The sequence below is a fragment of the Lacticaseibacillus sp. 22 genome, assembly GCF_055413445.1.
In genome coordinates, this window is the sequence record NZ_JBVAYD010000001.1 from 19,866 (window position 1) to 39,983 (window position 20,118).

The 20,118-nt window shown below is 47.8% G+C and carries 21 protein-coding genes and 1 other annotated feature; of the genes, 20 read left to right on the plus strand and 1 reads right to left on the minus strand.

Annotated features, from left to right (window positions below; translation table 11 throughout):
* Positions 1 to 218 precede the first annotated feature (218 nt).
* The 12 genes from ACWP87_RS00070 to cls all read left to right on the plus strand — a co-directional run bounded on the left by ACWP87_RS00070 (position 219) and on the right by cls (position 11,638).
* Entirely contained in the window at positions 219 to 1,505 is a 1,287-nt protein-coding gene (locus ACWP87_RS00070) for a bifunctional folylpolyglutamate synthase/dihydrofolate synthase (RefSeq protein ID WP_014569576.1), read from the plus strand.
* On the plus strand, positions 1,502 to 2,146 hold the full coding sequence (locus ACWP87_RS00075) for an HAD family hydrolase (RefSeq protein ID WP_014569577.1): 645 nt from the start codon (positions 1,502 to 1,504) through the stop codon (positions 2,144 to 2,146). The genes ACWP87_RS00070 and ACWP87_RS00075 overlap by 4 nt, the downstream gene beginning before the upstream one ends.
* A 105-nt stretch (positions 2,147 to 2,251) precedes the next feature.
* Entirely contained in the window at positions 2,252 to 2,920 is a 669-nt protein-coding gene (gene radC / locus ACWP87_RS00080) for a RadC family protein (RefSeq protein ID WP_005713815.1), read from the plus strand.
* A gap of 138 nt (positions 2,921 to 3,058) precedes the next feature.
* Entirely contained in the window at positions 3,059 to 4,060 is a 1,002-nt protein-coding gene (locus ACWP87_RS00085; protein WP_005684795.1) for a rod shape-determining protein, read from the plus strand.
* Between the two features lie 87 nt (positions 4,061 to 4,147).
* A complete protein-coding gene (mreC, locus tag ACWP87_RS00090) occupies positions 4,148 to 5,008 on the plus strand; it encodes a rod shape-determining protein MreC (RefSeq protein ID WP_005684794.1) in 861 nt (286 codons plus the stop codon).
* A gap of 1 nt (position 5,009) precedes the next feature.
* A complete protein-coding gene (gene mreD, locus ACWP87_RS00095) occupies positions 5,010 to 5,540 on the plus strand; it encodes a rod shape-determining protein MreD (RefSeq protein ID WP_005684793.1) in 531 nt (176 codons plus the stop codon).
* A 14-nt stretch (positions 5,541 to 5,554) separates the two neighbouring features.
* Positions 5,555 to 6,211, plus strand: coding sequence for a septum site-determining protein MinC (locus ACWP87_RS00100; protein ID WP_014569578.1), 657 nt, complete (start codon positions 5,555 to 5,557; stop codon positions 6,209 to 6,211).
* Entirely contained in the window at positions 6,212 to 7,009 is a 798-nt protein-coding gene (gene minD / locus ACWP87_RS00105) for a septum site-determining protein MinD (protein WP_005684791.1), read from the plus strand.
* A gap of 92 nt (positions 7,010 to 7,101) precedes the next feature.
* Positions 7,102 to 7,328: a binding site (T-box leader), on the plus strand.
* A gap of 271 nt (positions 7,329 to 7,599) precedes the next feature.
* Complete coding sequence (locus ACWP87_RS00110; protein WP_005684790.1) at positions 7,600 to 8,256, plus strand: amino acid ABC transporter permease; 657 nt, start codon at positions 7,600 to 7,602, stop codon at positions 8,254 to 8,256.
* An 11-nt stretch (positions 8,257 to 8,267) separates the two neighbouring features.
* Entirely contained in the window at positions 8,268 to 8,906 is a 639-nt protein-coding gene (locus ACWP87_RS00115) for an amino acid ABC transporter ATP-binding protein (RefSeq protein ID WP_014569579.1), read from the plus strand.
* On the plus strand, positions 8,903 to 9,715 hold the full coding sequence (locus ACWP87_RS00120; RefSeq protein WP_014569580.1) for an amino acid ABC transporter substrate-binding protein: 813 nt from the start codon (positions 8,903 to 8,905) through the stop codon (positions 9,713 to 9,715). Before ACWP87_RS00115 ends, ACWP87_RS00120 begins: the two co-directional genes overlap by 4 nt.
* Before the next feature lie 489 nt (positions 9,716 to 10,204).
* Entirely contained in the window at positions 10,205 to 11,638 is a 1,434-nt protein-coding gene (cls, locus tag ACWP87_RS00125; RefSeq protein ID WP_005688309.1) for a cardiolipin synthase, read from the plus strand.
* A gap of 81 nt (positions 11,639 to 11,719) precedes the next feature.
* Here the strand turns inward: cls and ACWP87_RS00130 are convergent, their stop codons facing one another.
* Positions 11,720 to 11,839 (minus strand): DUF4044 domain-containing protein, encoded by a 120-nt coding sequence (locus ACWP87_RS00130; RefSeq protein ID WP_005713817.1) that lies wholly within the window; start codon positions 11,837 to 11,839, stop codon positions 11,720 to 11,722.
* 390 nt (positions 11,840 to 12,229) lie between these two features.
* Between ACWP87_RS00130 and ACWP87_RS00135 the strand changes: the two genes are divergently transcribed.
* The 8 genes from ACWP87_RS00135 (at position 12,230) to murG (ending at position 20,113) form a co-directional block, all read left to right on the plus strand.
* Positions 12,230 to 12,562 (plus strand): hypothetical protein, encoded by a 333-nt coding sequence (locus ACWP87_RS00135; protein ID WP_005689139.1) that lies wholly within the window; start codon positions 12,230 to 12,232, stop codon positions 12,560 to 12,562.
* Positions 12,563 to 12,737: 175 nt separating this feature from the next.
* Positions 12,738 to 13,169, plus strand: a complete 432-nt coding sequence (gene mraZ / locus ACWP87_RS00140; RefSeq protein WP_005685573.1) for a division/cell wall cluster transcriptional repressor MraZ — start codon at positions 12,738 to 12,740, stop codon at positions 13,167 to 13,169.
* Between the two features lie 2 nt (positions 13,170 to 13,171).
* Positions 13,172 to 14,113, plus strand: coding sequence for a 16S rRNA (cytosine(1402)-N(4))-methyltransferase RsmH (gene rsmH / locus ACWP87_RS00145; protein WP_014569582.1), 942 nt, complete (start codon positions 13,172 to 13,174; stop codon positions 14,111 to 14,113).
* Between the two features lie 13 nt (positions 14,114 to 14,126).
* Positions 14,127 to 14,492 carry a cell division protein FtsL gene (gene ftsL, locus ACWP87_RS00150; RefSeq protein ID WP_005685575.1) on the plus strand — a complete coding sequence of 122 codons (366 nt, stop codon included), beginning with the start codon at positions 14,127 to 14,129 and terminating at the stop codon, positions 14,490 to 14,492.
* On the plus strand, positions 14,489 to 16,633 hold the full coding sequence (locus tag ACWP87_RS00155; RefSeq protein WP_014569584.1) for a penicillin-binding protein: 2,145 nt from the start codon (positions 14,489 to 14,491) through the stop codon (positions 16,631 to 16,633). The genes ftsL and ACWP87_RS00155 overlap by 4 nt, the downstream gene beginning before the upstream one ends.
* A gap of 14 nt (positions 16,634 to 16,647) precedes the next feature.
* On the plus strand, positions 16,648 to 17,613 hold the full coding sequence (gene mraY, locus ACWP87_RS00160) for a phospho-N-acetylmuramoyl-pentapeptide-transferase (RefSeq protein ID WP_014569585.1): 966 nt from the start codon (positions 16,648 to 16,650) through the stop codon (positions 17,611 to 17,613).
* Positions 17,614 to 17,641: 28 nt separating this feature from the next.
* Positions 17,642 to 19,021, plus strand: a complete 1,380-nt coding sequence (gene murD / locus ACWP87_RS00165) for a UDP-N-acetylmuramoyl-L-alanine--D-glutamate ligase (RefSeq protein WP_014569586.1) — start codon at positions 17,642 to 17,644, stop codon at positions 19,019 to 19,021.
* On the plus strand, positions 19,022 to 20,113 hold the full coding sequence (murG, locus tag ACWP87_RS00170; RefSeq protein ID WP_014569587.1) for an undecaprenyldiphospho-muramoylpentapeptide beta-N-acetylglucosaminyltransferase: 1,092 nt from the start codon (positions 19,022 to 19,024) through the stop codon (positions 20,111 to 20,113).
* Positions 20,114 to 20,118: the final 5 nt, after the last annotated feature.

Consider the following 20,118-nt stretch of genomic DNA (forward strand, 5'->3'; position numbering starts at 1 on the left):
GCCCTAGTACCGGCTTTTTTGATGGTCGTGGTTGAAGCATGCCGCAAGCAAGCAATCTGGCGCGCGGCCGTTTGTTCGATGGGTTCTGGCAGCAATAAAAACGTGAATTTGACTGGCTAAGCTCATAAGTTGGGCCCATTTTTCTGGTATGATGAAGCTATATATCGCAGCAGTATGAAAGCTGGCTGCCTAAATGATAAAAATAAGGAAAGTTAACAATGAATTACACAGAAAGCGTTGCCTATATTCATTCTTTTCCGCGCTTGGCCAAGACCGGTGACCATCGGCGGATTTTAACGTTATTACATGCACTCGGCAATCCGCAGCAACAAGGGCGGTATATTCACGTGACTGGTACTAATGGAAAAGGCTCAGCCGCTAATGCGATTGCACATGTCCTTGAGGCAAGCGGTTTGACAGTCGGGTTATATACCTCGCCGTTTATCATGCGGTTTAATGAACGGATCATGATTGACCATGAACCGATTCCGGATGCTGCGTTAGTCAAAGCGGTTGCGTTTGTCAGGACTGCACTGGAACGGCTTCAGCAGCAACAAGCTGATTTTAACGTGACGGAATTTGAATTCATTACTGCGCTGGCGTATTGGTATTTTCGTCAGCGTCAGGTTGATGTTGCGGTGATTGAAGTCGGCATTGGCGGCTACACGGATTCGACCAATGTCATCACGCCGGTTGTCAGTGTTTTGACCGAGGTGGCTTTAGATCACCAGAAGTTGCTGGGGCATACGATTACGGCAATTGCCACACATAAGGCTGGTATTATCAAACCGGGTATTCCGGTTGTAACCGGTAACTTGGTGCCGGATGCTGCTGCCGTTGTCGCAGCCAAGGTTGCGACAACAGGGAGTCAATGGTTGCGTTTTGACCGCGATTTTTCGGTTCCTAAGGCTAAGCTTCACGGTTGGGGCCAACGGTTTACTTATGAAGACCAAGATGGACGTATTAGCGATCTGGAGGTGCCGTTGGTTGGCGATTACCAGCAACGCAATATGGCAATTGCGATTCAAACGGCAAAAGTGTATGCCAAGCAGACAGGATGGCCTTTGACGCCCCAGAATATTCGCCAAGGGCTTGCTGCCAGTCATTGGCCAGCCCGACTCGAAAAGATAAGTGATACGCCTTTGATCGTCATTGACGGGGCGCACAATCCGGATGGCATCAATGGTTTGGTTACGGCGCTAAAGCAACTTTTTTCCCAACCCATTACTGTTATTGCCGGCATCTTGGCGGATAAAGACTATGCGGCGATGGCGGATAAGCTGACCGCGGCATTTTCCACGGTTTATCTGGTTCCGGTGCCAGGGACGCCGCGCGCCTTGCCTGAGGCTGGTTATGAGGCGCTGCACGAAGGTCGGTTAAAGGATTCGTGGCAGGAAGCATTGGCGGCGAGTCTTAATGATGTGCCGGATCAGCCGATTGTGATCACCGGTTCGCTGTATTTAGCCTCAGCTGTTCGTCAAACTTTATTAGGGGGAAAATCATGACCGCAACAGTCATCTTTGATCTTGACGGGACACTGGTTAACACTGAAGCACTTTACCTTAAAAGTAATGTTAAAGCCGCGGCAGTATTGGGACTGCACCGGACAGAAGCAGATTTTCGGCCATTAGTCGGATCTGCCGGACCAAGTGAAGCTAAAATCATTGCCGATTTGGTTGGGGCCGATCATGCCGCATGGTTCCAGCAATTTTCAACTCAGGATGTTTTGGACCAGATTCGCAGCGGTGCCGATTTTGTCTTACCCGGAGTTGACAAAACGTTGCAGATGCTTGATCGGATGGGTTATCGATTAGCGTTGGCAACAAGTAGTGCCAAACATTACGTTGACGTGGTGTTGGCTGCAACTGGTTGGGTGAAGCGGTTTGACCCGATTCTGACTGGCAGTGATGTGACGGCACACAAACCTGATCCGGAAATTTATCACGTGATGAAAACCAAGTTGCCTGAGACACCAGCGATTGTCGTTGAAGATACGCATGTGGGTGTGGCCGCAGCAGAAGGGGCCGGGCTCCCGGTCGTCATGATTCCAGGCATCGGTCAAGCGCCGGATCATAAGGCGACCGCGATTTTAGCTGCGATCACGGATTTGCCTGACTGGCTGCAAAATCATCCTGCTTTTGCGTAATGTCCATAATGAGTCTTCAGATGACTCAAAATGGCGGCCCCATCAGAGAAGGCTGAAGAGCATGCAGCGCCTCACTCTGAAAGCGGCATGACGGAGGGAAAGACGATGGCAGATGCGACTGAACAACCACGTGAGCGTTTATTGGCGCATGGACCACAGGCACTGACGGATGCGGAATTATTGCAATTGATTGTGCGCGCAGGCAACCAGCACTATCCGGTCCAGGAAATTGTCAGCGAGGTGTTGACCACTTATCCAGCATTACGAGGCTTAGCAGAAGGTGATGGTGATTCACTGGACCATATTCGCGGACTAGGCGCGGCTAAACGGGCCAGCATTTTGGCGGGTGTGGAGTTAGGACGGCGGGTCATGCGTCGTCAATCGGTTCGATATGGGCAGATCAAAAATAGCGAGCAACTGGGTAAAACGATGGTGTCACGCTTTGCCGGAGCTAATCAGGAATCCATGTTGATTTTATTTTTGGATGTCAAGAATCAAATCATCACAGAACAAATCGTGGCAATTGGAACGGTGGATTCAGCCTTAGCCGATCCGCGGGTGGTGTTTCGGGAAGCATTAAAACTAAGCGCCACGAATTTGATCATGGTGCACAATCATCCCAGCGGTGATCCTTCTCCGAGTCAGGCCGATCGTGATACAACAACGCGATTCCAGCTGGCGGCAGCGTTACTCGGCATGCACCTGCTTGACCACTTGATCATTGGGCGGCAGTCGTATTATTCGTTTGCGCGCGATGATCCGGAATTTAATTAATTTGCTAAAAAGTTGTAAGGTTTTCTGAAATTGGCGCAATGAGGGCAAAAACAGGCGGTTTCACATTTTGTCACAGAAAATAATATGCTATAATGCATGGAGTTAATACGAAATGAGTCAGCATAAGGAGAGAACGTCTTGTTTGGATTTGGATCAAAGAATATCGGGATCGATCTTGGCACCGCAAATACCTTAGTTTACGTCGACGGCAAGGGCATTGTGTTAAATGAACCCTCCGTGGTCGCGAAGAATACCCAGACGGAAGAAGTCATTGCCGTTGGTGAAGAAGCCCGCGACATGATCGGTCGTACCCCGACCAATATCGTGGCGATCCGACCAATGAAAGATGGGGTCATCGCTGACTACGACACAACTGCGGCCATGTTAAAATACTTCATGCAAAAAGCATTAGGTAACGGCAGCCACCCGCAAGTGATGATTTGTGTGCCAAGCGGCGTGACGGAAGTTGAAAAACGGGCCGTTATTGACGCTGCAAAAGTCGCAGGAGCACGCGATGCTTTCGTCATTGAAGAACCTTACGCTGCTGCAATCGGTGCCGGTCTGCCGGTTATGGACCCGACCGGTAGTATGGTTGTTGATATTGGCGGCGGCACCACTGATGTCGCAACGATTTCATTAGGCGGTATTGTTTCGAGTCGCTCGATTCGGGTGGCTGGTGACAAGTTTGATGAAGCCATCATCAATCATTTACGCCAGAACTTTAATTTGCTCATCGGCGAACGTACGGCTGAAGCCATGAAGATTCAAATTGGTTCGGCATCGGTTGAAAAGGCTGCCGATATCGATGGGATGACCGTGCGCGGCCGTGATTTATTGAGCGGCCTGCCAAAGACCATCGATATTTCGGCAACGGATATTGCCTCAGCTATTCATGAAAACGTGCTTGATATCATCACGGCGATTAAAGAAACACTAGAGGAAACCTCACCAGAAATCGCTGCCGATGTCATTGATCATGGGATTGTGTTGACAGGCGGCGGTGCGCTTTTGAAGCATTTACCGGATGTCATTTCCGATGAGACCAAAGTACCGGTCTTCATTGCGCAGGATCCACTAGATTGTGTGGCAATCGGCACTGGTGAATCGTTGAAGAATATTGACGTTTTAAAGAAGCGTTAACAGCCCATAAATGAAGATGGTTTGCGTGTGGCAAGAGGCTGGGATGAAGGATCCTGGCCTCTTTTCGCGAGTGTGACGGAGGAACCAATGCAGAAATTCTTTTCCAACAAAAAATTGATCGCCCTCATGATCGCATTGCTGGTCAGTCTTGGTCTGGTCGCTGGATCAATCTATGCGAGCAATAATCGCAATACGCCGCCGTTTATTCAGCGGATTGCCAATGATGTTGTTGGCATCGGCGGGCGGTTAGTCGCGTTGCCGGGAGATTTTGCCCGCAATGGATTAGATGACATCAATAATCTCATGGATACGTTTCAGGAGAATCAGCGCCTCAAGCAACAGCTGGATAATTTAGCGCAGACAAAGGTGCAGGTACAAACTTTAAAACGCGAAAATAAGCAGTTGAAGCAACAGTTGAAACTTAACGGTACTTTGACGGATTACGCGCAGATCAGTGCTGCTGTCATTTTACGAACACCAAGTGACTGGCGCAACATGGTCGTTATTAACCAAGGAAGTGCCGCCGGGGTTAAGAAGGGCATGCCGGTTATGGCAGGTTCCGGGTTGATTGGCCGTGTGGTTGAGGTCAATCGAACGAGTTCAAAAGTTGAGATGCTATCAACAGCCAATAAATCCAGTGACCGGATTGCGGCGGCCGTTGAGACTAAAGGCGAAAAAGAAGTTAACGGCATCATTACCGGATATGACGAAAAAACCGGTGATTTGATTCTCGGCGAGCTGAATACGGATACCGCGATTAAAAAAGGCGATGAGGTGGTTACCAGTGGTTTAGGTGGCATGACACCTAAAGGATTACTGATTGGCAAAGTCGCCAGCGTCAAGAAAGATGACTATGGGCTGGCCAACACCGTTTATTTGGATCCCGCCGCAAATCTAAACGATGTCACCGTTGTAACCGTCATCTCACGTACGATCAAAGGTGACTAACATGTTAAACGAAAAACATTTCACAGGACATTGGTGGATCTTTTTACTGCTGCTTTTGTTATTATTAATTGATGGCAGCCTAGCATCAGTGCTGGCACAGTGGATCATGCAGCCGAACTTTATGGGGACGCCGCAATTGACCTTGTTAGGGTTAGTCATGGTGACGTTGTTGGTGCCGCAAGAAAAGTATATAACCTGGATTGCGGCATTGATTGGGTTGTTATTCGACAGTTTCTACACGGGCATTCTAGGGATTAATGCGTTGCTGTTTGCCTTGGTCATTTATGTGGTTCGCCAGATTCGGCCGTATATCCCGCACACGCCAATTTTTGTTGGTATGGTTTATATTATTGCGTTGTTGCTCTATGGGGTTGCCAGTTATGCTGCGAATCATTTTATTGGCTACGGATCCGCCAGTGTTGTTATGCTGATAGCGAATCATTTAGGGCCGGGATTAACGGTCAATCTCATCCTTTTTGTGATTGTCTATGGTCCATTACATCGATTGTTGATGAATTTAGCGGAAGAATAATTTGGGGTGATAATGTGGACAGTGTGGTCTTAAAAGGTCGAAATGATAGTCTGGCGCTGCACCTTCAAGATACAGCGGATTTTACGCAGATTATCCAGACACTGAAAACATTACTAGGCAAATTGTACGAAGAAACGCCAACCGGTGATGTCAGCTATCGTTTGGAGACGGGCAATCGGCTTTTAACGGAAGAGCAGTTGGCGCAAATTCAGGCTGTATTTGAAGATTACCCGCGCTTTTCAATTAATGGCATCACGAGTGCTGTGGTTGATAAAGCGGTCGTTGCCGATATGGTGACGGCTAAAATGACCCATCGCATCGGTGGTGTTGTTCGATCAGGGCAAACAATTGATGTCATGGGCGATGTGCTGTTTTTAGGCGATTTACATGCCGGTGCCTCGCTGTGTGCTTCTGGCAATGTTTTTGTGATGGGTAAGGTTAGTGGCGTTATCCAGGCAGGCAGTCAAGGAGACACCCGCGCAGTTGTTGTGGGTGACTTGCAAGGTGCTAGTCAAGTTCGAATCGCCGATGTCATCGAAATTGTCGCTGACCATTATGATCCGGTTAAACCGGTTGCTTATTTGAGCGAATTACATACGATGACACATACCAAGTTGGCTGAACTAGCAAATCTTCGGCCGCGATTATTTAAGCAAATGGAGGCAATGTAGATGGGGACAGCGTTAGTAGTGACTTCCGGTAAAGGCGGCGTTGGCAAAACCACCACTTCGGCAAATATCGGCACCGCGTTGGCTTTACAAGGCAAGCGGGTCGTCTTGTTGGACCTTGATATTGGACTACGCAACTTAGACGTTGTCATGGGTTTGTCCAACCGGATTATTTACGACATTGTCGATGTTGCCACTGGCCGCGCGAAGCTACACCAAGCGTTGATCAAGGACAAACGATTTGACGATTTGCTTTATTTACTGCCAGCAGCGCAAAATGCGGAAAAAGACGCGTTAGAACCTGATCAGGTCGTTGAGATTGTTGAACAGTTGCGACCGGATTTTGATTTTATTATTTTGGACTCGCCTGCTGGAATTGAACAAGGGTTTCGGAATGCGACCGGGGCGGCTGACGGTGCGATTGTGGTCACGACCCCGGAGATATCGGCAGTGAGTGATGCGGATCGGGTCGTGGGCTTACTGGAACAACGTGATATGCCGCTCAAACCGCGACTCATTATCAACCGCATTCGCCAAAATATGTTAGCTGATGGCCGCTCGATGGATATTGACGAGATTACCAGTCATCTGGGACTTGATTTACTCGGCATCATTGTTGACGATGATGGGGTGATTGAGAGTTCAAACAAAGGTGAAGCGATTGTGATGGATCCGGATGACCTTGCTAGTAAAGGCTACCGTAATATTGCCCGCCGGTTACTAGGTGATAGCGTGCCGTTGATGGACATTCGTTTGAAAAAACAAGGCTTTTGGTCAAAATTGTTCCATCGCCATCATTAGACGGTTTACGGTGATTTTGTGCCGGCTGTTAAAGATTAATTTTCTGAAACAGTTGACTTTCGTTAAAGTTCGGTGTAATTTAGTGACAATTCATTAAAGCGTTGAGTGGAATCGATAAGCGGTCATGGTTCACAGCGAGTTCGGGTTGATGGAAACCGAATAGCCATCCGTTTATCACACATCCATGAGTGGACGATTGAACAACAGTAGGTCGTCTCGGTTGGGCTCGTTATCGCCGTGGTTGAAGCAACTACATGAGGTTGATTGTGTGAGCAATTGACAAATCTGAGGTGGAACCGCGGTTTAAGCCGTCCTCTTACAGCAAAGTGCTGTAAGAGGATTTTTTAATGGTCGCGATTTTTCCGAAATCATGTGTGGTGCTGCAACCACATGAGGCCGAGTGTGTGAACAATCGGTAAACTGAGGTGGTACCGCGCAGAAGCGTCCTCTTGCATCAAGCAAGAGGGCGCTTTTTTCATACCACGAACAAGTTGCCCAACCGCTCAACTCATCGACAGCCACAAAGCGCAATTAGAAAAGAAACGGATCTGTGCGACTCAAATATAGGCAGGTTCAAAGGAGGAAGCACCATGACTTATATTTTTCAGATTTTACCGGCATTATTATCTGGTGTGAAAATGACGTTGGGGATTTTTGCCATCACTTTAGTCGGAGCCATTCCACTGGGTCTCATTTTATCAGTCGGCTTAATTCCCAAGCCTAAATCGCTACTTGGTAAGGCAGGAAAAAGCTTGCTGGAAGGCTATGTGTGGGTATTTCGGGGCACGCCGCTGTTGTTGCAGCTGATGTTTATCTTTTACGGCCTGCCGATTATCGGTATCGTGTTTGACCGCTTCTCAGCTGCTTTAGTCGCGTTTATTTTGAATTATGCTGCTTACTTCGCAGAAATCTTCCGTGGTGGCTTTGGCGCAATTGATGAAGGTCAGTTCGAAGCAAGTACGGTCCTCAACATGACCCGCTGGCAGGCATTGCGGTTTGTGGTGATTCCTCAGGTTGTCAAGATTGTGCTACCTTCCATCGGTAATGAAGTCATCAACTTGGTTAAGGATTCTAGCCTGGTTTACGTCATTGGCTTAGGCGATTTGCTTCGAGCAGGTAACATTGCCAGTGCGCGGGATGTTACCTTGCTGCCACTGGTATTGGTCGGGGTCATCTACTTACTGCTGACGCTGATTCTGACGTTCCTACAAAAACGGATCGAAGCAGCATTTTCATATTATCGCTAGGAGGGTTAAAAATGTTAGAACTCAAGAATATCAGCAAAGCGTTTAACGGGCGGCCAGTTCTAAAGGATGTTAACGTCAAGATTGAAGATGGCAAAACGTTAGCAATTGTGGGTCCCAGTGGCGCCGGTAAAACCACCTTGTTGCGGATCATCAGTGGTTTGGAAAGTGCTGATGGCGGCACCATGATCTGGAACGGTCAGCCGACGACCGCGCAGGCTTTACGCAAACAAGGTGTGATCGGCGTGGTGTTTCAGAACTTTGAATTATTCCCGAATTTGTCGGTTATGCGCAATATTACCTTGGCGCCTACTTTGCAGGGGGTTGATCAACAAAAAGCCGATGCGACAGCCAAGAAACTTCTGAATCAACTTGAACTAAGCGATCAGGCGCAGGCGTATCCTTATTCACTGTCTGGCGGCCAAAAGCAGCGGGTGGCAATTGCACGGGCATTGGCGCTAAATCCGCAAATTCTCTTATACGATGAGCCGACTAGTGCGCTGGATCCAATGTTGCGCGATAATGTTGCCGCAATGGTTAATCAATTTAAAGCATCCGGCATGACTCAGGTGGTTGTGACCCATGACATGGACTTTGCCCAAAGTGTTGCAGACACGACTTATCACGTTGGCAAAGGCGGTGATGGTCAATGAAACGGCGAATGATAATGGCCGTCATGGTGTTTTTGACCATGGCCGGTATCGTAATCAGCGGATGTGCGCGCGAAACCGTCGACAACTCCTGGCCGCGCATTGAACGGACCAAAAAAGTTGTGATTGGGTTAGATGATACCTTTGTTCCCATGGGTTTTCGTCAAAAAAATGGGCAGTTAGCCGGCTATGACATTGATTTAGCCAAAGCGGTTTTCAAACGGTATGGCATTAAAGCGGATTTCCAGACCATCGACTGGTCGATGAAGGAAACTGAATTGAAAAATCAGACCATTGATTTAATTTGGAATGGTTATTCCGTGACCCCGGAGCGGAAAGCAAAGGTTGCTTTTTCGAATGATTATCTGATTAACCATCAAATTGTGGTTACCAAAACCAAAAGTCAGATTAACACGTTGAAGGATATGAAGGGGAAAACCTTGGGCGTGCAAACCGGATCAAGCGGGGCATTTGATTTAGATGCCCAACCCAAATTGTTAAAAAATATGATCGCCAACAAAACGCCGATCCTTTACGATACCTTCAATGATGCATTTATTGACTTGGATGCTGGGCGAATTCAAGGCATTTTAATGGATGAGGTTTACGCACGTTACTACATTGCCCACAAGCCGGATCCTGCAAGTTATCACATTATCGGCGACTCATTCCCGCCAGAGCAGTTTGCGGTTGGTATGCGCAAGTCCGATCATGTTTTAAGAGAGAAAATTAACGCGGGATTGAAGGCGTTGAAGGCAGACGGAACGATTGCTAAACTGCAGAAGAAATGGTTTGGCAAGGTCGAACAATGAGTTGTATGTTAGCGCTGATAAGGGTTCAGAGTTTAGATATCATGGCAATTTTATGTTGAAGCTGGAATCATTGTGGTTGTGTGGATACTGTCTATTGCGACAGGTAACTGCATGAAAACTTTGATTCCGGCTTTTTTGTTGGTTGTTCAACACGCCTCCCTTAACGCGTTCACCGGCGCAGGGACCTGCACATCAAGACCTTGGGCGCAATGACCAAAGTATGGCCATCACGCTTGACGCCGCTTGGGTTCTGGTTTATGTCCATAACGCGTTCACCGGCGCAGGGACCTGCACATCAAGACCTTGGGCGCAATGACCAAAGTATGGCCATCACGCCCAAGGCCACTTATGTTCCGGTTTCTAACCGGGCTGGCTCACGCTCACTGGACTTTTCCCCCTGACTTTCTGTAAAGTAGAGTATGATAATCGCATGTAGAGACTGGACGAATGGCTGAGGTGTGACATTGTCTGGTTAGGGAGGCGAAATTTATGTGGCTTGGGCTGATTGTTGGCGGTCTTTATATCATTAATGCATTTATTGCGATTGTGACGGTGTTTCGGTCCCATCGTGATATTTCTGCTGTATGGGCGTGGCTGCTTGTGCTGTTGCTGCTGCCGTTTGTTGGTTTCTTAATTTATTTTGTCTTCGGGCGTAAACTGCGGGCGGATCGCATGCAGGATTTAATGACGCAACGGCTATTGGGCATTAATGATTTGGTGGTTCAGCAACAAGAAGCGCTTGCGGCAGGGCAGCCGTTGATTGGGACGCCAGGTAGCGGTGGGGTTTCGGAGCTGGTGCGGACGTTATTGCGGGCGGACGATGCGTTGGTCACAACTCACAATGAAGTTCAGGTGCTTTCTTTGCGGGAAGCCTTTTTTAAACAGTTGTTTGAAGATATTGGCTTGGCTACCGAACATATTCATATTGAAGCCTATACGATTCAGCCTGATGCAGTGGGCCGGCAATTGCGTGATTTACTGATTGAAAAGGCGCAAGCAGGGATCACCGTGCGCGTTTTATACGATACGTTTGGTTCGCACGGTTTACCGATTAGCTTTTGGAAAGGCTTGACAGCAGCTGGTGGTCAGGTGGAGCGATTTGTGGCGACCAAACTCGGACGGTGGAATCCGCGCATCAACTTTCGCAATCATCGCAAACTGATTGTGATTGATGGGCATTTGGCATACTTGGGCGGGTTTAATCTGGGCAAAGAACATCGCGGTTTGCCAACACTGCGGGATACTCAGCTACGAATTCAAGGTAAGGCGGTTGCCGTGATTCAAGCGCGTTTCCTGATGGATTGGAATGGTACTAGCAAGAAGCAACAGGTCAAAGACGTCGATGTGCTGTTTCGTGAACCGGTTGTCACCGGAAACACAACCATGCAGATTGTCGCTGGTGGACCGGGGCAGCAGGTTGAAGCAATTAAACTTGGCTATTTAGGCTTGATTAATCAAGCCAAGCGTAGTATCTGGATCGAGTCGCCTTATTTTGTTCCCGATGACAGTTTGTTGGACGCATTGACCATTGCGGCTAATGCGGGAGTCGATGTTCGTATTATGGTGCCGAAGAAAACAAATCAGAGTCTGATGGCCAAAGCATCGCAGTTTTACCTCAATCAAGTAGTTGCCAATGGTGGTCAGGCCTTTTTATATGAAGAGGGTTTCTTACACGCTAAAACGATTGTGGTTGACGGCAAGTATGTTTCAACCGGCACCGCAAATTTCGACATCCGTTCATTTAAATTGAACTTTGAAGTTGCTGCGTTTCTTTATGATCATCATTTAGGCAAAACATTTCAAAAACTATTTCTTGCGGATATGGAACGTGCCATGCCGTATACGCAAAAGGTCATTAAGGCCAAGAAACGACCAGCACGCTTGGCCGAAGAGTTATCGCGATTGCTGGCGCCGATTTTGTGATGGGCTAACCATTCACTGATTTTTTGGTAATTAAAAAAGCCGCTGAAAAATCAGCGGCTTTGTGGTTATTTGGTGATCGGATTAGATGATTTGCAAACTTGCGAGCGCGGTGAGAACAACACCAAGCACGGTGATAATAATCATCACCCAAGCACTAATAATCGTCATTTTCTGGAATTTGCTCTTTTTCTTTTTCTGCACCGAAAACACCACCTTTAAAGTTCTGCTGGGTCTCATTGTACTGGTTTTTGGAAAAAACGGCAACTAAAACTGAGCGCGAGCCGGCGCGGTTAGAAACCGGAGTGTAAGCGGCCTCGGACGTGATGGCCCGCTTTTGGCCATTGCGTTCGAGGTCCTTACACGCAGGTTTCTGGGCTGGCGAACGCGTTATGGGCGTAAAGGGGGACTATTGGCCTTGGGTGTGATGACCGGGTTTTGGTCATGGCACCCAATACAATGTCCGTACACGCGAATTCCTACGCTGAAGAGCGTTAACTTCTGCTTGACGCCTTTCTTTCCTTTGAGTACGGTTAATTGAGAAGTATCAACAGACAGCACCTTACGTGGTTGCTGCCGCTGGAGGGAATTGTCATGGTGTTGCTTGCGTTGGGATTACCAATTTTAGTGTGGCTCTTGGTTGTTGCCGCTGTCGTCTATTTCGACTTTCATGGTGGTTCGTGGTTTTTCTTACTGACAATGGTGAACCTCTGGGCCATTTTCGAGTTAACCTTTACCAAAAGTCCGAATTTCATCTGGGTGATTCTGTTTACGGCGATGGTGATTGCCTTGATTCTGGTTGTTTGGCAGGTAATCCGCGAATATGACCTGATTATTCACCGATATTGGCGGATGTTGACGCGCATTCTCTCCCTGGCAACCACTTGTTGGTGGCTTAGCGGTATTTTTATTTATTTTATGGGCTGAGTCACCACCGACTTACCACTTGTGAAAAAATCCCGTGATCCTTGTGATCGCGGGATTTTTTGTGGCTTAAATGTTTTTTAAACAATAAAATAACTAAATTTTGCTTCAGAAGTGGTTAGATGTGGAGAAGAGTGGGGCGTTGTGGTAGACTGAAAATCGTAGGGAGGTGCAGGCCATGCTCATGGGTGAATTTGAACGCAGTATCGATGCTAAAGGGCGTCTGATTATTCCAGCCAAGTTTCGTGAGCAATTGGGTGCATCGTTTGTTTTGACCCGGGGCATGGATGGCTGCCTTTTTGGTTATCCAATCGCGGAATGGGACAAACTGCAGGCGAAATTGGCCACATTACCCTTAGCAAAAAAAGATGCCCGCACCTTCACGCGTTTTCTTTTTTCGGCCGCGACCGAATGTGAAATTGACAAGCAGGGACGGATCAATATTCCCAAGCCACTGTTCAAACATGCGGCGTTGAAAAAGGATTGCGTCCTTGTAGGGGTCAATACCCGCATTGAAGTCTGGGATGCCGAGCGCTGGCAGCAATTTGCCGACACCGCTGAAGAAGACTTTGATGACATTTCAGAAAACTTAACGGACTTTGGGTTATAGCCATGACAGAATTTAAACACGAGACAGTTCTTTTAAAAGAAGCAACAGCGGCTTTGGCCGTGAAGTCGGATGGTACATATGTGGATGCCACTTTGGGACGCGGAGGCCATACCCGCCAGATTATAAATCAGCTTACGAATGGGCGTCTGATTGCCTTTGATCAAGACGAAGCAGCCATCGCCGCGGTCAAGCGTCAGTTTGGGACGTTACCGCCGCAGCTAACGCTGGTTCACCGAAACTTTCGGGATTTAAGCGCAGCCTTGGCTGATTTGGACATTAGGCAGGTTGATGGGGTTTTGTACGATCTTGGCGTATCTTCGCCGCAATTTGACGATTCAAAGCGTGGTTTTTCTTATCGTTTCGATGCACCGCTTGATATGCGGATGGATCAGCGGCAAACGCTTGATGCCAAAACGATTGTCAATGAATGGCCGTATGCTGAATTGGTTCGGATCTTTTCGCGCTATGGTGAGGAGCATTTTTCTAAGCAGATTGCGCGTCGAATTGAGCAAGCTCGTGCCCAAGCGCCGATTACAACCACTTTCCAGCTTGTTGAGTTGATCAAGGCAGGAATTCCGGCTAAAGCAAGGCGAACAGGTGGCCATCCGGCTAAAAAAGTCTTTCAGGCTATCCGAATCGCGGTTAATGATGAATTATCCGCGCTAGAAGCTTCTTTGGAACAGGCACTCAAGCTGATTAACGTTGGGGGACGCATCAGTGTCATTACCTTCCAGTCATTAGAAGACCGGCTGGTGAAAACCATGTTTAAAGAAGTGTCAACCGTCCAAGATGTTCCGCGCGGGTTGCCGGTGGTGCCGGAAGCTGCTCAACCACATTACCAGTTAGTCAATCGTAAACCGATTTTACCGAGTGCGGCCGAGCTGGCTGAAAACCATCGTGCCCACAGCGCCAAACTCAGGGTGATCGAAAAAATTCGCAATTAGGGGGGTTCCATATATGCTTGAGAGTACAGCAAGGCCTTTAGTGCAACAACCGGCACCGAAACCGGTACATAAATCAGCTCCTGCACCCGCACCGCACACACATATTGCTTTTAGCGGGTTCGAGAAAACGATGATGTTTGCCTGTGGCGTTTTAGCAACAGTTGTTTGTGTCGTTTGTTTGTTCATGCAAAATCGCTTGAGCAACACGCAACGCCAGTATGAAGATTTACAGGCGCAAATTATGAAGCAATCGCAAGCCACGGCGAATCTCAAGCAAGAAATTGGCGAACTCTCCAACTCCGAACGACTTGATGCCTTTGCTAAGGCCCATGGATTTAAAGTCATTAACGGCAATATAAGGCGTGTTGATAATCAATGAAAATTTTCAAATCGAAACGATCAACGAATGCACATCCAGCCCGCAACCGTAAATTTTTCGGTATTGGGCTGATCGGGTTTACGCTTCTGGTACTCGGTGGGTTCGTTCTTCGTTTTTCTTTTGTTGCGACCATTGGCGAAGTGGATTCAAATAATCTGGCGAAGCAGCGGCAAAAGCAGTATCAGACCGACACCGTTTTGCAAGCGCAGCGGGGTGCTATTTTGGATCGTAGTGGTAATGTGATCGCCGAAGATTCAAATACGTATACCATTTATGCCATCCTCGATAAGCAAAACAAAAATGGCGATAAGCCTGATTATGTCACCAACAAAGCTAAAACGGCCAAAATACTGAGTCGTTATTTGGCGATTGGTGAAGATAAAGTTTTAGCACGTTTAAATCCAAGTAAGAATCTTTTCCAAGTCGAGTTTGGTCGGCCAGGGACGAAATTAAGTTTGGCGATCAAAAAACAAATCGAAGCTGAGAAATTGCCGGGGATTCATTTTCGCGAAACCCCATCGCGGCTTTATCCTAATGGTGTGTTTGCCAGTCATGTGATTGGGTTGGCACAAGCGCAGGATAATGGCGGCGGTTTGACCGGGGTGATGGGGTTAGAGAAACAATTTAATACCGTTTTAACCGGCACCAATGGCTATCGGCGAAGTGAAACAGATGCATATGGATATAAACTGCCTAATGCCAAGACCAAAGCCAAGGCCCCAGTGAATGGCGGCAGTGTCTATACAACGCTTGATAGTGGCCTTCAAGCTTATTTGGAAACTCTTATGACAGACGTTCAAACCAAATATGAACCTAAAGGCATGACGGCGGTTTTGATGAATGCCAAGACCGGACGTATTTTAGCTGCCACACAGCGTCCAACGTTTGATGCTTCGACTGGCGAAGGATTAGGCGATATGTGGCGGGATTCTTTGGTTGAGGATAATTATGAGCCGGGATCGGTAATGAAGATCATGACCTTGGCTGCTGCTATTCAAAGCGGTAAGTATCACCCCAATGAATATTTCCAGTCCGGATCGGTTAAGCTTGATGGCGGCACGGTTAACGATTGGCGGACAGGCGGCTGGGGATCCATTCCGCTGAGCAAAGCGTTTCCGTTATCGAGTAATGTCGGCATGGTTAAGATCGAACAGGAAATGGGTGCCGGCATTTGGAAGAGTTATTTGGATAAATTTAAATTTGGCCAAAAAACCGGCATTACGTTACCGGGAGAAACAAGTGGCCGGATTAGTTTTCAACGTCCATTGGATCAGGCTATCACCGCCTTTGGTCAAGGCATTGAAGTCAATGTGATGCAAATGATGCAGGCAATCAGTGCGGTGGCAAATGATGGCAAGATGCTTAAGCCGCAGATTGTATCCAAGGTGGTTAACAAGAACGGTAAAGCCACTGTTTATAAGCCGGAAGTGGTGGGTCAGCCGATCTCAAAGGAAACGGCAGCTCAGGTTATTGATGCCATGCGTCACGTGGTTAATGACGAAGACGGAACCGGGGTGGCTTATAAAATGCCGGGTGTTGACTTAGCCGTTAAAACCGGGACCGGTCAGATTGCTAGTGCTCAAGGCGGCTATTTAACCGGGGATTCCAATTACACGTTTAGCGTTGCCGGAATTGCGCCGGCCTCCAATTCAAAGTATGTCTTATACGTTGCGATGAAACAGCCACAGAAGATGACGGAACCAGCAGAATCAATCTTGGCAAGCATCTTCAAGCCGATGATGCAACGGGCTTTGGACACGACAGCGAATAGCACGGTGTCAGGTGAAACCAACACTGCTGAAGTGCCTGCTGTCACCAATGCGGCATTGGCGAGTGCACAGGATACCGTTAAAAAGGCCGGATTTGACGTAGCAACGATCGGAACCGGGAATAAAATCGTCCAACAGTTGCCAGCAAGCGGAACCAAAGCATTGCGGGATTCACGGGTGTTACTTTTGACGAATGGTGCCATGACGATGCCTGATCTCACTGGTTGGTCGAAATCCGATGTGTTAAAATTTGTACAATTGACCGGCAAGAAATTTAAGCTTGTCGGTGATGGCTTCGTTGTTCGGCAAAGTATTGCTAAAGGCACCTTATTAGGTAATGCCAGCGGGACAATCGAGTTTAAACAACAATAGAATTGGGGATAGTCATGCAACTTGCTCAAATGCTCATTCCAATGGTTTCGGCATTTGCCATTACCATTATGTTTATGCCGCTTTTTATCGGTTACATGCGGTATAAGAAAGAAGGCCAGGTGATTCGTGAAGAAGGACCAAGCTGGCACGAAAAGAAATCAGGCACCCCAACGATGGGCGGCTTGATATTCATTGCTGCGATCATCATCTCGGCTATTTGGGTCAGCATTTGGCAGCACCAACTAACGCTGAGTGTCTGGATTTCCTTATTTATTTTGGTTCTTTATGGCTTGTTAGGATTTTATGATGATTTCCAGAAATTGGTGCACCATCGTAATGAAGGCTTGAAGGCGTGGCAAAAATTAGCCGGTCAGATTTTTGGCGCTGTCATTTTTCTGATCGCTTATTTTCACGAAGGCTTTGATCATACGTTATGGGTTCCGGTTTTAGGTAATGTCAATGCCACGTGGTTTTATGTGATATTCGTTGTTTTTTGGCTCGTTGGTTTTAGTAATGCGGTTAATCTGACAGATGGTTTGGATGGCTTGGTTGCCGGACAGACGACCATTTCGTTTGCAACGTATGCAGTGATTGCGGTTCGTGAAGGCCGCGTTGACGTGTTGATTATTTGTCTGGTGACTGTCGGCGCGATGCTTGGATTTTTGATGTTCAATCATAAACCGGCCCAGATTTTCATGGGCGACCTGGGATCCTTAGCATTAGGCGGGATGCTGGCAGTTGTTGCCATTTTGCTTCATCGAGAATGGTCGTTATTATTGATCGGGATCATCTATGTGATTGAAACAGCCAGTGTGATCTTGCAGGTTGCTTCATTCAAATTAACCGGCAAGCGAATCTTCCTCATGTCGCCTATTCATCATCATTTTGAAATGAAAGGCTGGTCCGAGTGGCAGATTGACTTGACCTTCTGGCTGGTTGGACTGATCGCAAGCTGTGTTTATCTGGTATTTTTCCTATAAAATCAAGCTATAAAAAGAAGGAACGATTGTGAAAAACATTTCGGATTATCGTAATAAAAAGGTGCTTGTATTGGGACTGGCAAAAAGCGGCGTCAATGCAGCGCGCTTACTACATAAATTAGGGGCTTTGGTAACCGTCAACGATAAGAAGCAGTTCGATGACAACAAAGAGGCTCAGGAGTTGTTGGCAGACGGGATGCGCGTGATTACCGGACGCCATCCAGTTGAATTGTTAGATGAGCATTTTGAGTTGATGGTCAAAAACCCGGGTATTCCATACAGCAATCCGATGGTTCAGCGCGCGCAAGAATTGGGCCTGCCGATTATTACTGAGCCGGAGCTAGCTTTTCAGGTATCCGAAGCAGAGTGGATCGGCATTACCGGGACGAATGGCAAGACAACGACGACCACGCTGATCGGGTTAATGTTAAACCAACAGTGGCCTCACCATGCGTTTGATGCTGGGAACATCGGCATTCCGGTCAGTCAGGTGGCACAAAAAGCAGGTAAAGAAGACACTATTGTTGCTGAGCTATCTAGTTTTCAACTCTGCGGCATTAAGACCTTGCATCCCCATATCGCAGTGTTAACGAATATCTATGAGGCTCATTTGGACTGGCATGGCAACCGCGCTAATTACGTTGCGGCGAAAATGCGCATTACGATGAATCAAACGCCGGATGATTACTTTATCATGAACTGGGATCTTCCCGAAATGCACCAGTTAGCAAAGCAAAGTCAAGCCCAGATTGTCCCGTTTTCGCGCAAACAGGCCGCTGGTGCACGGGCTTCGTTAATTGATGGCTGGTTGACGTTCGATGGTGACAAGATTATGCCTGCCAGTGACCTGCAGATTCCGGGGTTGCACAATATCGAAAACGCCTTGGCTGCCATTGCCGCGGCCAAACTGAAAGGTGTGAGTGATGACGCAATTCGTGAGGTACTGCGGACTTTTTCTGGCGTTAAACACCGAATTCAATATTTGGAAACGATCAATGGGCGTCGGGTATACAATGACTCCAAGGCAACCAATGTCGAGGCGGCAACCGTAGCCTTGAATGCATTCCAGCAACCAATTGTTTGGTTGGCAGGCGGGCTTGATCGTGGTTTGCCGATGGATGCTTTAACCCCGCTCGTTAAGAAGCACGTCAAAAGCATGGTCGTATTCGGTCAAACCGCATCATTAATGGCAAAAATTGCTAAAGATGCCGGTGTCCCGGTTCAAAAAACCGAGAATGTCATGACGGCGGTTCCATTGGCCTATGAAGCCAGCCGCCCCGGCGATGTGATTTTGCTTTCGCCAGCAGCAGCAAGTTGGGATCAGTATCCTAACTTTGAAGTGCGCGGCGATGATTTCATCAAGGCGGTTCATAGCCTACAGCAAAATCTTGAAAGCGAGGGTCATTAAATGCGGCTGGTTATTTCTGGTGGCGGTACCGGCGGCCACATTTATCCGGCTTTAGCTTTGATTGAAGCCCTAAAAGCAGAAGGCAAACTTGATGATGTTTTGTACGTGGGCACGCAAAGAGGCTTGGAAAGTCGGATCGTACCGGCAACCGGCTTGAAGTTTGCAACCCTGGACTTGCAAGGCTTTAAGCGCAGCCTTTCGTTAAGCAATGTGACAACGGTCAAAAAGTTTATCGGCAGTCTCGGTCAAGCCAAAAAGTTATTGCGAGATTTTAAGCCTGATATTGTCGTGGGGACTGGCGGTTATGTTTCAGGGGCCATTTTATATGCTGCGGCACGGTTGCATATTCCCACGGTGATCCATGAGTCCAATTCGGTTGCTGGGGTGACGAATAAGTTTTTAAGCCATTTTGTCGATCGAGTGGCGATTGTCTTTCCGGAAGTTGCATCCTCATTTCCGGCTAAGAAAGTCGTTGTCACCGGTAATCCGCGGGCACAACAGGTTGCCGGCTTAAAGCCCAATGACCGGCTTAAAGATTTTGGACTGGATCCGCATAAACGAACACTTTTGATCTTTGGCGGTTCGCGCGGTGCCCCTAAAATTAATGCGGCAGCTGTTGCGGCGTTGCCTGTTTGGGCTAAGGCAGACTTTCAAGTGTTATTTGCAACTGGGCGCAGTCACTATGACGCCATTAATGCGGGCTTGCCAGCGTTACCGGCATCTATTAAGGTCGTTCCGTACATTGATGACATGCCATCGATTTTACCGGACATCGGTTTGTTGATTAGTCGCGCCGGTGCAACCACACTTGCTGAAATTACAGCACTGGGGATCCCGGCAATTCTCATTCCCAGCCCGAATGTGACCCACCACCATCAGTACCTGAATGCACAAAGCCTAACCAAAAAAGGTGCGGCATTAACCATTACCGAACCAGAATTGAATCAGAATTTTCCCCAGCGCGTTGTGACTTTGATGGAAGATGATGCAAAACGCGCTGCAATGGCACAGGCATCCAAAAGACTGGGCGTGCCTGATGCAAGTGATCAATTGATTGCGGTGATGACAACACTACTTACGAAACGTGGGTGATGACT

Excerpts from the sequence above, each read along its gene's own strand:
- rsmH (WP_014569582.1), top strand. The coding sequence starts at position 13,172 with ATGACAGAATTTAAACACGAGACAGTTCTTTTAAAAGAAGCAACAGCG.
- mreD (WP_005684793.1), top strand. The coding sequence starts at position 5,010 with ATGTTAAACGAAAAACATTTCACAGGACATTGGTGGATCTTTTTACTG.
- ACWP87_RS00070 (WP_014569576.1), top strand. The coding sequence starts at position 219 with ATGAATTACACAGAAAGCGTTGCCTATATTCATTCTTTTCCGCGCTTG.
- mraY (WP_014569585.1), top strand. The coding sequence starts at position 16,648 with ATGCAACTTGCTCAAATGCTCATTCCAATGGTTTCGGCATTTGCCATT.
- mraZ (WP_005685573.1), top strand. The coding sequence starts at position 12,738 with ATGCTCATGGGTGAATTTGAACGCAGTATCGATGCTAAAGGGCGTCTG.
- ACWP87_RS00115 (WP_014569579.1), top strand. The coding sequence starts at position 8,268 with ATGTTAGAACTCAAGAATATCAGCAAAGCGTTTAACGGGCGGCCAGTT.
- cls (WP_005688309.1), top strand. The coding sequence starts at position 10,205 with ATGTGGCTTGGGCTGATTGTTGGCGGTCTTTATATCATTAATGCATTT.
- ACWP87_RS00075 (WP_014569577.1), top strand. The coding sequence starts at position 1,502 with ATGACCGCAACAGTCATCTTTGATCTTGACGGGACACTGGTTAACACT.
- mreC (WP_005684794.1), top strand. The coding sequence starts at position 4,148 with ATGCAGAAATTCTTTTCCAACAAAAAATTGATCGCCCTCATGATCGCA.
- ACWP87_RS00120 (WP_014569580.1), top strand. The coding sequence starts at position 8,903 with ATGAAACGGCGAATGATAATGGCCGTCATGGTGTTTTTGACCATGGCC.
- ftsL (WP_005685575.1), top strand. The coding sequence starts at position 14,127 with ATGCTTGAGAGTACAGCAAGGCCTTTAGTGCAACAACCGGCACCGAAA.
- minD (WP_005684791.1), top strand. The coding sequence starts at position 6,212 with ATGGGGACAGCGTTAGTAGTGACTTCCGGTAAAGGCGGCGTTGGCAAA.
- ACWP87_RS00135 (WP_005689139.1), top strand. The coding sequence starts at position 12,230 with ATGGTGTTGCTTGCGTTGGGATTACCAATTTTAGTGTGGCTCTTGGTT.
- ACWP87_RS00110 (WP_005684790.1), top strand. The coding sequence starts at position 7,600 with ATGACTTATATTTTTCAGATTTTACCGGCATTATTATCTGGTGTGAAA.
- ACWP87_RS00155 (WP_014569584.1), top strand. The coding sequence starts at position 14,489 with ATGAAAATTTTCAAATCGAAACGATCAACGAATGCACATCCAGCCCGC.
- murG (WP_014569587.1), top strand. The coding sequence starts at position 19,022 with ATGCGGCTGGTTATTTCTGGTGGCGGTACCGGCGGCCACATTTATCCG.
- radC (WP_005713815.1), top strand. The coding sequence starts at position 2,252 with ATGGCAGATGCGACTGAACAACCACGTGAGCGTTTATTGGCGCATGGA.